This window comes from Nitrosomonadales bacterium, assembly GCA_016716325.1.
GTDB lineage: Bacteria > Pseudomonadota > Gammaproteobacteria > Burkholderiales > Gallionellaceae > Gallionella.
In genome coordinates, this window is the sequence record JADJWO010000001.1 from 2,077,469 (window position 1) to 2,090,653 (window position 13,185).

Here is a 13,185-nt window from a genome sequence, read left to right on the forward strand (position 1 = left end):
TCGATTTGATGTGTTTCCCCGGACGTTAAATCGGGTATCATGACAACGGCAGTCAATCAAACCCAAGGTTGGGCAAAAAACAGGGGCCGGGTACGCGGATGACGAATTTTCCAGGAATCATTCCGGAAATCACCGAGGAAACGACGGACACGCAAGAAGAGAAATTGCGCAAGAGTCTGTTGATCTTCGCCTGTGCCTTCATGAATCTGGCGGTGGTGCTGTGGCTGGCGATCTACTGGATGATGGGGCTGCACTATTCGGCCAACGTACCGGTCGGATACCAGATCATCTCGGTCGCTTCGCTACTCTACTACTTCAAGACCAAACGCTTCGAGACATTCCGTTTCATCCAGTTGAGCCTGTTCCTGTTCGCTCCGTTCGTCATGCAATGGAGCATCGGGAGTTCCGTGACCTCCAGCGGTGTGATGCTCTGGGCATTGCTGGCGCCGATCGGCGCGCTGGTCGTGTCGAGCTGGCGCGAGTCCATTCCCTGGTTCATCGCCTATATCGTGATGACGGTCGTGTCCGGCACGTTCGATTATTTCCTCGGGCAGGAAGTCGGGGGCGTGCCGATGAAAACCATCGGCATATTCTTTGCGCTCAATTTCGCCGCGATGTCTTCCATCATCTATTTCCTGGTGCGCTATTTCGTCGTGGAGATGGACAGGATCAAGGATCAGCTCGACCAGCAGCACCAGTTGCTGGCCGAAGAACAGAAGAAATCGGAGCGGGTGTTGCTCAACGTGTTGCCGGACAGCATCGCGCAACGGCTGAAGCATAACCAGGATCTGATCGCCGACGGCCATGCCGACGTGACAGTGATGTTCGCCGACCTGGTGGATTTCACGCAGCTGACCGAATCGCTTTCGCCGGAGCAGATGGTGGCGTTGCTCAACAGGATATTTTCCGGGTTCGACGAGCTATGCGAAAAACATGGCGTCGAGAAGATCAAGACGATAGGCGATGCCTACATGGTGGTGGGCGGTCTGAGCCGTGAACGCGACAACTACACCTGCGACATCGCGAACCTGGCGCTGGAGATGCGCGAATCCATCAACAAGGATCCGCAATTCGCGAAATACAAGCTGGGCATCCATACCGGCATCGCCACCGGGCCGGTGGTGGCCGGGGTGATCGGCACCAAGCGTTTCATCTACGACCTGTGGGGCGACACAGTGAACATCGCCAGCCGGCTGACCGATGAAGCCGTGCGGGATGTGATCCAGGTGGATAAGACCACTTACAACCGCATCAGGCACGAATACGATTTTGCGCCGCCCGCCATCATCCACGTCAAGGGCAAGGGCGAGATGATCATGTACCGCCTCAATTCGCTTGTCGATAGCAACGCCCAGGCGCCGCAAACGGGTCAGGGCGCTTCCGCCTGATCTCCGCCGAAAAGTTCCGTCCATAGCGCGCGGCAAGCCTGCGTGTCGATCCCGCCTTGCGCCATGCGGCAGGGCGCCGAACTGTCGTTGAGCCGCATGCGGTGCTGTGTCTGGCGCAGTACGCGATACAGCGTGCCGGTCCGTTCGGCGAGTCCGGCGGGGATCAGCCCGAGTTCGCCGGCCAGCCTGAGCAGCGCCAGGTTGCCGATGTTGCCGGTCAGTTGCGGATGCCGGTGGGCGTGCGCCAGCACCAGGTATTGCACCATGAACTCGATGTCGACCATGCCGCCGCTGTCATGCTTGATGTCGAACAGCGGCGTGTCGTTGGGATGGCCGTCATGCATCTTCCGGCGCATGGACAGTATCTCCTTGCGCAGTTCGCCCGGGTCGCGCGGCTGGCACAGCACACGGCGGCGGATGTCCTCAAAAGCCGTTCCTACTTGCGCGTCGCCGGCGCAGAAGCGTGCGCGCGTCAATGCCTGGTGTTCCCATACCCAGGCCTGACGCTCCTGATACTCGGCGAATGCCCCGATCGAACTGACCAGCAGGCCGCTCGCGCCGTTCGGGCGCAGACGCAGGTCGGTCTCGTACAGGCGGCCGGACGAGGTGTAGCTGCCCAGCATCGCATTGATGCGCTGTCCCAGTCGTGCATAGACCTCCTGCGCATCGGGATGGTCGTCGTCGTACAGGAAGATCAGGTCCAGGTCGGAGGCGTAGCCGAGCTCCTTGCCGCCCAGCTTGCCGTACGCAATGATGGCAAATCGCGCGTTGTCGCGATGCCGCTTGCGCGCAGTCGCCCAGCAGAGCGTCAGCACATGGCGCAGGATCAGGTCGGCCAGGTCGCTCAGGTGATCGCTGAGATTCTCCAGCGGCAGCAGATTCTGCAGGTCCATCGCCAGCAGGTGGAATATCTGCTCCTGCTGGACATGGCGCATCACGTCCAGCTGGCGTTCCGTGTCGGCGGCGCAATCGTCGAGACGGGTCTGCAGGTCGTGATCGATCTGCGACCATGATGGCGCCTGGTAGATCTCGCGTGCGCTCAGCAGTTCGTCGAGCAGTGCAGGGTGCTGCGTCAGGTATTCGCTTGCCCAGCGGCTTGCCGCAACCAGCGTGGCCAGGCGTTGCAGGGCCTGCGGGAATTCGGCGAGGAAGGCGAGGTAAACGGCTCGCCGGCTGACGGCTTCCAGCAGGCTCAGCAGCCTGGACAGGGTCGTGTCCGGGTCGGCGTGTTGCGCGCCCAGCGCGATGAACTGCGGGACCAGTTTGTCGACGCGCTGCCGGCTCAGGTCTGGCAGCTGGCGATAACGACTGCTGTTGCGCAGTTGCAACAGACGCTCCACGCTTGCCGCGTCATCTCGATATCCCAGGTTTTTCAGATATGCCGTCAATTCGTCGGCGGTGATGCCTTCGCGCCAGACCTGTGCATCGTCCTGCTCTTCGCGTTGCTGGCTGAAGACCTGTTCGAACTGCCGGGTGACGTGCGCACGATGCTGGTCGAGGTCGTGCAGCAGCGCGGTGAAATCGGCATAGCCCATGGCTTCCGCGACGATCTGCCGGTCTTCGTCTTTACCGGGAAGTTCCTGGGTCTGCTGGTCGTCCAGGTATTGCAACCGATGTTCCAGATTGCGCAAAAGACGTAGGCTGCATCCAGGCCGGCAACCGCAGTCTCGGCAAGCTGCCCTTTCGCCGCCAGCAATTGCAGAACCTTGCGGGTGGGGCGGATTCGCAGGGCGGCATCCCGTCCGCCGCGTATCAGCTGGAATACCTGCGCGGTGAATTCGATCTCGCGTATGCCGCCCGGACCGAGCTTGATATTGTTCATGCGGTCGCGCCGCTGCACTTCCTGGCGGATCTGTGCATGCAGTTTGCGCATCGAATCGATCGCGCCGAAGTCAAGATATTTGCGGAATATGAACGGTCGCGCGAGTCGCTCCAGTTCCCCGGTTTTCGGATTTTCGGCCGGCGCGATGACGCGCGCCTTGATCCACGCGTAACGTTCCCATTCACGCCCCTGGCTGACCAGGTATTCTTCCAGCGCGGCAAAGCTCATCACCAGCGGACCGCTGTCGCCATAGGGCCGCAGCCGCATGTCCACGCGGAACACATAGCCGTCGGCGGTAAGTTCATTAATGAGGCTGATCAGGCGGCGGCCGAAGCGGGTGAAGAATTCGTGGTTGCCCAGACTGCGCGGGCCGTCGGTCTCGCCGTCCTCGGCGTAGACGAAGATCAGGTCGATGTCGGACGAGACGTTCAGTTCGCCGCCGCCCAGCTTGCCCATGCCGATGATGAGCAATTCCTGGGGTTCGCGGTTCGTCGCGCACAAGGGGCTGCCGAATTGCTGTTGCAGCGACCGCATCAAACAGGTTTGCGCCTGTTGCACCGCGACTTCCGCCAGCGCGGTCATGGTCTGCATCACCTCGTTCAGGTCGGCAAGACCGTTCAGGTCGCGCAGGATCAGCTTGGTCATCGTCTGCTTGCGCAATCTGCGCAATGCGCGCGTCAGGTCGGCCTCGTCGTCCAGATCATGGCCGGATTGTCGCAACGAAGCCCATAGTTCGGCATGACCGGAAGGCGATGCGTGGTTTTCCTGCAACCATTCCTTGATGGAGGTGTCGGACTCCAGCGCACGGCGAACATAACGGCTGCAGTGCAGCGTTTTCGACAGCAAGACCTCGAAGGTTGCGGATGGCATGTTTGATGTATTCATGGGGGGGGGCTTCAAGTTAGAATGCGAACTGGCTTCGATTATAAGTCCCTCGCACATATTCCGGCGATTTTGCTCGTTCGATACCAATGTTGAAATCCCTTCCTGTCCGATTGCTCTGGCACAGTCTGAACTGGCTGACGCGCCTGGTCATCGTCGTTTCGGCGACGATCGCCGTGTTGATCGCGTGCGCCATCATCGTGCTACGTTACTGGGTGCTGCCGGATATCGGACAGCACCATGACAGGATCACCGAATCCATGGCGATCGCGCTCGGCAACCCGGTCGGCATCGGCCGGATAGAGGCGGACTGGCAGGGGTTCCATCCACGGCTCAGGTTTTCCAAAGTGACCATCCTGGACGAGAGGGGGCAGCCCGCACTGGAATTGCCGCGCATCGACGGTAGCGTGTCGTGGATGTCGCTGCTCACTGCGGAACTGCGGCTGGCCAGCCTGGAAATATCCAGGCCGGAGCTGTTGATCCGGCGGGATGCGCAAGGCCGGATCTTCATCGGCGGCATCGCCCTCAACAAGCAGGGCGGCGACAGCGATCTGGCGAACTGGCTGCTCCACCAGTCGCACATGGCGGTAAGCGATGGGCTCATCGTCTGGGTGGACGAATTGCGCGAAGCTCCGCCGCTGGTGCTGCACAAGGTAGGCCTGCGCTTCGAGAACTTCTTCGGCCATCATCGTTTCGCGCTGCGCGCCCTGCCGCCGGCCGCGCTGTCCACGCCGCTGGATGTGCGCGGCGATTTCCATGGCGACAGTTTCGACGACCTCGGCGAATGGCGCGGGAGCCTTTTTACACAACTCGACTATACCGACGTGACGGCATGGCGCCCCTGGCTGGACCTGCCGGACGAGTTCAGCAGCGGGCGCGGTGCGTTGCGCGGCTGGTTGAGCCTGGAGGGCGGAAAGGTGACGCAGCTCACCGCCGACATGGATCTGCATGATGTGGTGACCCGGCTGTCCGCGGACGTGCAGGAAATGACGGTGGACAACCTGCACGGCCGCGCGGCGTGGCAGGATGTGCCGGGCGGGCTGGAGGTCTCCACGCGGCATCTGGCGATGCGCCTGAAGAACGGTCTGGCGTTGCAACCCACGGATTTTTATTTTCGCAGTGTGTCCCCTGGAGAGGGCCGCGCGGCGGGAGGTACGTTACGCGCCAACCGGTTGCAACTGGAGACCCTGTCCAGCCTGGCGGCATTCGTGCCGCTGGAAGCCGGTCTGCGCGCCCGGTTGGACGCTTATGCGCCGAGAGGCGAGGTGGACAACCTGGATGTGCAATGGCAGGGCTCGCTGGAAAAGATGGACGGCTTCAGGATCAAGGGGCAGTTCGAGAACCTCGCGATGCGCCAATACGATGGAATGCCGGGATTCTCAGGGTTATCGCTGGATGTGGACGGCAACGACCAGGGCGGCTCGATGAATATCCGCGCCCACGGTCTGCAGGTGGATGCACCCGGCGCGCTGGTCGAGCCGCTGTTCTTTAGCGCACTGAGCGGACAGGCAGGTTGGGAGCGCAGGCGTGGCGAGTGGTCGGTCACTGTCAATAATGTCGCCATCGCCAACGATGATCTGGCGGGTAATCTGTATGGCAGTTACCGGACACAGGGAGCGAGCAGGGGGCTAATCGACCTGACGATCAGCCTGACGCGCGGCGATGTCCGGCAAGCTTACCGGTATACCCCGCTGGTCGCGCTGGACAAGGAGGACAACGACTGGCTGAAAGGTGCGATCCAGTCGGGTCAGACCGGAGATTTCCGCGTCCGCATCAAGGGTAACCTGGACGATTTCCCGCTGGATGGGACCGAAAAGGCGCTGCTCGAGATCGGCGGGCACGCGCAAGGCGTCACGCTGGAATTCGACAAGGATTGGCCTGTCATCGAAAACATCTCGGGCGAATTCTGGATACGCGGCAACAAGCTTGAAGTGAAGGCAGGTTCCGCGACCACGCTGGGGGCGAACTTGCGCAACGTCAGTGCCGTCATGCCGGATCTGGCGAGCGAGGATGTGCCGCTGGAGATCCGGGGCGAGGCGACGGGCGCGAGCGATGTCTTCCTGCAATACATCCAGCGCAGCCCGGTGCGCGGCTATATCGACAGCTTTACTGACGGTATGCATGCCGTCGGTGACGGGCATCTCGATCTGTTCGTGCGTTTTCCGCTGCTGGGCGGCGGAACGGATACCGCCGCGCAGGAGGGTGCGCTTGCGGCCGATGCCGCGCAAAGTACGGCGGAGCAGGGCGCAAGCCTGCAAAAAGTACCCGACCGTACGCCGTTACAGGTGTCGGGCACGTACCGCGTGCAGGATAACGATATCGACCTGGGCAAGGGCATCCCCTGGTTGCGCGACACGCGCGGAGAGCTTTCCTTCACCGAGTCCGGGATGCAGGCAAAGGGCGTATCCGCGAAGATACTCGGCGGGGATGCCAGCATCGACATGCAGACCGCCGAAGGCGGTGTGGTACATGCCGTCGTCAAGGGACGCAGCGATCTCGACAAACTTCGCGCTACCGACCCTCATCCCCTGCTGCAATATCTGCGCGGTGGCGCGGCGTGGGATGCGGATATCGCCGTGGTGAAGAGTTCCGCGCAGCTCACCGTCAACTCCACGCTGGAGGGGATCGGTTCCAGCCTGCCGCAACCTTTTGCCAAGCGTGCCAACGAAGCCATGCCGCTGCATGTGGAAAAGGTGAACGTCGCCGAAGGGCAGGATGTCATCCGTGCGCAACTTGGCAAGCTGCTCAGCGTGCGTCTGGCGCGACGCGACGAAAACGGCGCGATGGCGGTCAAGCGGGGCGTGATCGATTTCGGCGGGGCAGGCAAGTGGACGGACAGGGATGGCGTGTGGCTGATCGGCAATCTGCCGGTCCTGTCGATACAGGGCTGGGAAGGGCTGGCGGGCGATGGCGAAAGTGTCTCGCCGCTTCCGATCGCCGGAGCGAAACTGTCCGTCAGGAAGCTGGTCGGTTATGGCATGACCGTCAATGGGCTGCACATCGATGCTGCCGAGCGCGGCGACGGATTGGCTGCGCAGCTTTCCAGCAACGTGCTGAACGGTGAAGTGGCCTGGCTGCCGCACGGGTATGAAGCGGGTGGGAAATTCAGCGTGCATCTGGACAACATGCAATGGCCGGGCGACGAACCATCGCTCCGATCCGCACCGTCGGCCAGGAGCAGCAAGGCCGCGCAGCAGCCCGCCCGCACCGTGCAGGACGGCACGACGAACCCGGCCAGTCTGCCCGCGCTGGAAGTGGCGATCGAGAATCTGCAGATCAAGGGCAAGCAGATCGGCCGGTTCGAACTGGTCGGCCATCCGGAAGGACAGAGCTGGCGCATGCGCCGCCTGCGCATCACCAATCCGGACGGTTCGCTGATGGGCGACGGGATCTGGTATGGCAACGCGCCCACGATCGGGAGCGGCGATCCTGCGGCAGACTCCGGCAAGGACAGGGCTGCGCCCCAATCGGGCGACGGTATCAGCAAGGGAGCTCTGAGCCAGGTCAATCTGCAACTGGAGATCAGCGATGCCGGAAAGATCCTGACACGTTCCGGTTACCCGAACACCGTCAAGGGCGGTAGCGGAAAGCTGGCAGCGAACCTGCTGTGGTCTGGAACGCCGGCTGAATTCAATTACGCCACACTGGACGGCACGCTCAAGCTGGATACCGGCAAGGGACAGTTCCTGAAGATGGAACCGGGCATCGGGAAGCTGCTCAGCATCCTGAGTCTGCAGGCATTGCCCAAGCGCATCACGCTGGATTTCACCGATGTGTTCAGCGACGGGTTCCAGTTCGACAACATCAATGGCAATGCCAAGATCAAGCATGGCGTGATGGACACGGAGGATTTCCATATCGACGGCTCGTCCGCCAAGGTGACCATGAAAGGCAGTGTCGATCTGAACCGCGAAACACAGGATCTGCAGGTGCGTATCCTGCCGACGCTGGGTGACAGCGTATCGCTGCTCGGGGCGTTCGCGGCCGGCCCGGTGGCGGGGATCGGCGCACTCATCGTCAACAAGGTGCTGGGAGATCCGCTCGATAAGTTGGTGTCGTTTGAATACAATGTCACCGGCACATGGAATGATCCGAGCGTGACCAAGGCAGGGCGCGCTCCGGCCAGACAGATGGAAAACCAGACCAGACAAACAGGAAAGTGAATCATGAATGAAGTAAATTCCACCCAGCAACGCATTGCCGCGCAAGCCGGCGCATTCAAAGTCGCCGCCATCCAGATGGCGTCCGGACCGAATGTCTCGGGCAACCTCAGCGAGGCGCGCCGCCTGATTGCGATGGCGGCGGAAAAAGGGGCGAAGCTGGTGGTGTTGCCGGAATTCTTCGCCATCATGGGGATGAGCGACCAGGACAAGGTCCAGGTGCGCGAGCAGCCTGGAGAGGGACAGATACAGTCATTCCTCGGCGAGATGGCGCGCAAGCACAAGATCTGGCTGGTGGGCGGCTCGATCCCGCTGGCGGCGACTTCTCCGGACAAGGTGCTGAACAGTTGTCTGGTGTTCGACGAGCATGGCGCGCAAGTGGCGCGTTACGACAAGATCCACCTGTTCAATCTGGAACTGGGCAACGAAAAATATCAGGAAGCGAATACCATCGAGCCGGGCGATCAGGTCGTCGTGGTCGACAGCCCGTTCGGGCGCATCGGCCTGGCGGTGTGCTACGACCTGCGCTTCCCGGAACTGTTCCGCGCGATGGGCGACGTGAGCATCATCGTGCTGCCTGCCGCGTTCACCGAGACTACCGGCAAGATGCACTGGGAGGTGCTGGTCCGTGCCCGAGCCGTCGAGAATCTGGCCTATGTGATCGCTGCCGCGCAGGGGGGCTATCATGTCAGCGGGCGCGAGACACACGGCAACAGCATGGTCGTCGACCCGTGGGGCCGCGTACTGGACAGGCTGCCGCGCGGTTCCGGCGTGGTGATCGCCGACGTCAATCCTTCCTATCAGGCCAGCCTGCGCGCCAGCCTGCCCGCGTTGTCGCATCGCGTCCTGCATGGCTGTTAGGATGGGTGCGTCCGCTCAGACCGTCCCGTTCGATACGCTGTTCGCCACAGCGCAGCAATCGCTGCTGGCGCCGTTCTCCCTCGAATCGAAGCATATCGAACAGGTGTTCGCCGGCATGATGGCGCACCGGCTCGATTATGCCGATCTGTATTTCCAGTACAGCCGCGCCGAGAGCTGGTCGCTGGAAGAGGGTATCGTCAAGTCCGGCAGCTTCAATATCGACCAGGGCGTGGGTGTACGTGCGGTGAGCGGCGAGAAGACCGCCTTCGCCTATTCCGATGACATCAGCCTGAATGCGCTGGACAGTGCGGCACAAGCCACGCGGGCGATCGCGCGGCAGGGTGGCAACCGCAAGGCGCCGTTGCTGCACTACGGCTCGCGGCGCGACATCTATCTGCCGCACGACCCGATCGCCAGCCTCAAGGACTCCGACAAGGTTGCGCTGCTGGAACGCATCGAACGTTATGCGCGCTCGCTCGACCCGCGCGTCGTGCAGGTGATGGCCGGGCTGTCGGGAGAATACGAAGTGGTGATGGTGGCGCGCAGCGACGGCCTGATGAATGCCGATATCCGCCCGCTGGTGCGCCTGTCGGTCACTGTGATCATTGAAAGCAACGGCCGCCGCGAACAGGGCTCGGCGGGCGGTGGCGGGCGTTTCGATTACGGCTATTTCGACGATGCGATGCTGCGCAACTATGCAGCTCAGGCGGTGCATCAGGCGGCGGTCAACCTGGATGCCGCACCGGCGCCGGCGGGCAACATGACCGTGGTGCTGGGCAACGGCTGGCCCGGCATCCTGCTGCACGAAGCGATCGGGCACGGACTGGAAGGCGATTTCAACCGCAAGGGCAGTTCGGCCTTTGCGGGCCGGATCGGCGAACGCGTCGCGGCACAAGGCGTGACCGTCGTGGACGACGGCACGCTGGCCAGCCGGCGCGGCTCACTGCAGATGGACGACGAGGGTAACCCGACGCAATGCACCACGCTGATCGAGAACGGCATCCTGAAAGGCTATCTGCAGGACTCGCTCAACGCGAGGCTGATGGGCGTGGACACGACCGGAAACGCGCGGCGCGAATCCTACGCGCACCTGCCGATGCCGCGCATGACCAATACCTATATGCTCAACGGCGACAAGGATCCACAGGAGATCATCGCATCGGTCAGGCACGGCCTGTACGCGGTGAATTTCGGCGGCGGACAGGTGGATATCACCAGCGGCAAGTTCGTGTTCTCCACGGCCGAAGCCTACCTGATCGAAGACGGCAGGATCACCCGCCCGGTGAAAGGCGCGACGCTGATCGGCAACGGGCCGGACGTGCTGACGCGCATCTCGATGATCGGCAACGACATGGCGCTCGACCCCGGTGTCGGTACCTGCGGCAAGGAAGGGCAGAGCGTACCGGTCGGCGTGGGACAACCCACGGTGAAGATCGACGGGCTGACGGTGGGCGGCACGGCCTAGCGCGGGGCTGTTCTTGCTTCGTCGGCCGTGTGCTACTGGTCGGCTTTGCGGCGCGCCTTGTCCGCTTCCTCCAGCCGGCTTTTCAATTCCGGCTCCATCTCGGCGAGCGACATCACATCCTTGTGGCGCAGCCGCAATACCGTGGTGGGGCGCACGGCCCGCACGCTGGCAGTGCGCACCTGGTCACCCAGCAGGGCCATCTCGCCGAAAAAGTCGCCGTCCTTCAGTTCCGCCAGTATCGTTTCCGGCTGTTCCTCGCGATACACGGCGACATGCCCGTGGCTGATCAGGTAAAGGGCATCGCCCTTCTCGCCTTCGCCGATCACGATATCCTTCGCCATGAAGGTCACGGACTGTGCGTTGTCCGCCAGGCGCCGCAACAGTTCGGCCGACAGGCCGTTCAGTAGCGGCACAGTACCGATCAGGTCGCTCGGTAGCAGCTTGGGCGGCGCCTCGGAGATGGGCGGGATCCTGGCGATCTCCGCCTTGATGACCCGTTCGATCAGCGCGAACGCCTTGGGGCCGACTTCGCCGTGCTGGTATGCCTGCTGGATATATTCGTCCGCCACATTCAGGGATACTTTCGACAGCAGCCGCGTGATGAAACGGTTGAAGAATTCCGGGTATTCCTCGGCGACCAGATTGGCGCGCCGTTGCCGCCTTTGCAGCCGGTCGCGATACACGCCGACGACCGAGTCCCGGACATCGCGGTCATAGCCGGTTTCCTTGTCCAGCGCATCGAGCACGGCGTGGCAGAGCAGAATGCCCGCGATGTCCCGTTGCAGGCTATTGGAGAAACGCATGTACTGGTAGCGCGACAGCAAGCCTGCCGCCCAGTCGAGTTCGCGCAGGCGTCTCAATATCGCGTTCTCGATCCTGACGAAATAATTGCTGTTCTTCGGTTGTTTCCCCGATGAGACCTTTTCCGGATTGGCGATCCAGCTTTCGCGGTCGAGCTTGATGTTGTTGCGGATGTCGAGATAGTTGTAGTACCGGAGCATGCCGATGTCGTACAGGTGCTTCAGTTCCTCTATCTCTATCCGCAGCGCGGAGATCGTGAGGTAACGGATATCCTTGTTGGACGTCCGGGTCGTGGCTTCGCTGGTGAAGATGTCGCGGTTCCTGTTTTCGATGATGGTGCGGGTGCTGCCGGTGATCAACCCGGTCCGGTAGAAATGTTCGAGCGCGCCGTTCGCGCTGGCTTTCGACTGGTCCAACCCGTGACGGACCTCGGCGCGTTCGTCATCCGTCAGCCGGTCTATGCCGAGATACTTGATCAGCGGCCGGATCGTCGGTGCATTGATCAGCAGCGAAAACATGACCACACCCAGGGTCAGGTTCATCAGCAGGGTTTTTTCCGCGATGCTGTTCGGGATGGACATGACGATCGCGATGGCCAGCCCGCCCTTCAGTCCGCCCCACCACATGATGTGCCGGTCGCCGAGGCTGACATGCGGCAGCCGGAACAGCCGGACAGCCGCCGGCACCACGCTGTAGACCGTTGCGGCGCGCGCCGCGACCACCAGCACGACGGCGACGGCGATCACGTCGATGCTGCCGATGACTTGCGCGGCATCGACCGAGACCCCGACCATCAGGAACAGCAGCGAATTGCACACCAGCGCGATCATCTCCCAGGTTTCCTTGACCACATGCGTTGCGGACTGCGGGATGCGGCTGACGCCGAGCAAGCCCAGCGTGATCGCGCCGGCTATCACGGCCATCACGCCGGATACATGCAGCAGATGCTCGGCCACGGCGAAACTCGCATAGGCCAGGATGAGCGACAGGATGATGTAGGAACTGACCCCCAGACCCATGCGGTACAGCAGTTCGCTCAGCACGATGCCGATGATCGTGCCGACCAGTATTCCGCCGAAGAACACGCGGATGAATTCGCCGACCGCGCCGCCGGCATCCGACCAGGCGAAGGTTCCGGATGCCAGGATGCCCATGAGGATACTGAAGACCACGATGGCGGTCGCATCGTTCAGCAGCGATTCGCCCTCGACCAGGATCGTCAGCCGCAACGGCGCGCCCAGTTCCTTGAACAGCGCGATGACCGCGACCGGGTCGGTCGCCGAGATCAGCGCGCCGAACAGCAGGGCGATGACCAGATCGATGCCCAGCGACAGCCACAGGCCGATGCCGATGATCGCGGTGGAAAGCAACAGGGCGGGGATGGCCATCGCCATGACCGGGCCGATATCCTTCAGCAACTGTCGTGCGTCGAGATTGAAGGCGGACTCGAAGATCAGGGCGGGCAGCAGCAGGAACAGCACCAGTTCGGGCGTCAGCTGGAATTCGAGCAGCGGCCCCAGCGCGGTCCAGTCGCGGGCCGCCTCGCCCATGAGGATGCCGATGATGACCAGGAACACCGTGTAGGGGATCGGCAGCTTGCGTTCGATGCCCGCTGCCAGCATGGCGACGGTCAGCAGCCCCATCGTGATCAGTACGATTTCCGAGATCGGCATAAGCCAGGCTCCCCAGAAGACGGCGTAACTCCAAAGCCAGAACGTGGACCATGGTTGTCTGGCGGCGATGCTTGCTCCCCGAACCTGAAGCAGACCTGAATGGACTGGCTCAGTACCGCTTCGTGCCCGCGGG

Annotated in this window: 5 protein-coding genes and 1 pseudogene; 4 read left to right on the top strand and 2 right to left on the bottom strand. The window is 62.2% G+C overall.

Going from position 1 to position 13,185, the window contains the following annotated elements:
• Positions 1-98 precede the first annotated feature (98 nt).
• On the top strand, positions 99-1,388 hold the full coding sequence (locus IPM27_10085; GenBank protein ID MBK9161891.1) for an adenylate/guanylate cyclase domain-containing protein: 1,290 nt from the start codon (positions 99-101) through the stop codon (positions 1,386-1,388).
• On the opposite strand, the pseudogene glnE reads toward IPM27_10085, so the two are convergent.
• Positions 1,370-4,095 (bottom strand): annotated as a pseudogene (glnE, locus tag IPM27_10090) (bifunctional [glutamate--ammonia ligase]-adenylyl-L-tyrosine phosphorylase/[glutamate--ammonia-ligase] adenylyltransferase). The gene IPM27_10085 and the pseudogene glnE overlap by 19 nt on opposite strands.
• Before the next feature lie 86 nt (positions 4,096-4,181).
• On the opposite strand from glnE, the gene IPM27_10095 reads away from it, so the two are divergent.
• From IPM27_10095 to tldD, 3 genes are read left to right on the top strand one after another with little or no spacing between them, the layout of a single operon-like run.
• The gene (locus IPM27_10095) at positions 4,182-8,255 is read left to right on the top strand and encodes a hypothetical protein (GenBank protein MBK9161892.1); all 4,074 of its coding nucleotides are present in this window, start codon (positions 4,182-4,184) and stop codon (positions 8,253-8,255) included.
• 3 nt (positions 8,256-8,258) lie between these two features.
• Entirely contained in the window at positions 8,259-9,113 is an 855-nt protein-coding gene (locus IPM27_10100; protein ID MBK9161893.1) for a carbon-nitrogen hydrolase family protein, read from the top strand.
• Position 9,114: 1 nt separating this feature from the next.
• Positions 9,115-10,578 carry a metalloprotease TldD gene (gene tldD / locus IPM27_10105; protein MBK9161894.1) on the top strand — a complete coding sequence of 488 codons (1,464 nt, stop codon included), beginning with the start codon at positions 9,115-9,117 and terminating at the stop codon, positions 10,576-10,578.
• Between the two features lie 32 nt (positions 10,579-10,610).
• Here tldD and IPM27_10110 read toward each other — a convergent pair whose 3' ends face one another.
• Positions 10,611-13,052, bottom strand: coding sequence for a cation:proton antiporter (locus IPM27_10110; protein ID MBK9161895.1), 2,442 nt, complete (start codon positions 13,050-13,052; stop codon positions 10,611-10,613).
• Positions 13,053-13,185 lie beyond the last annotated feature (133 nt).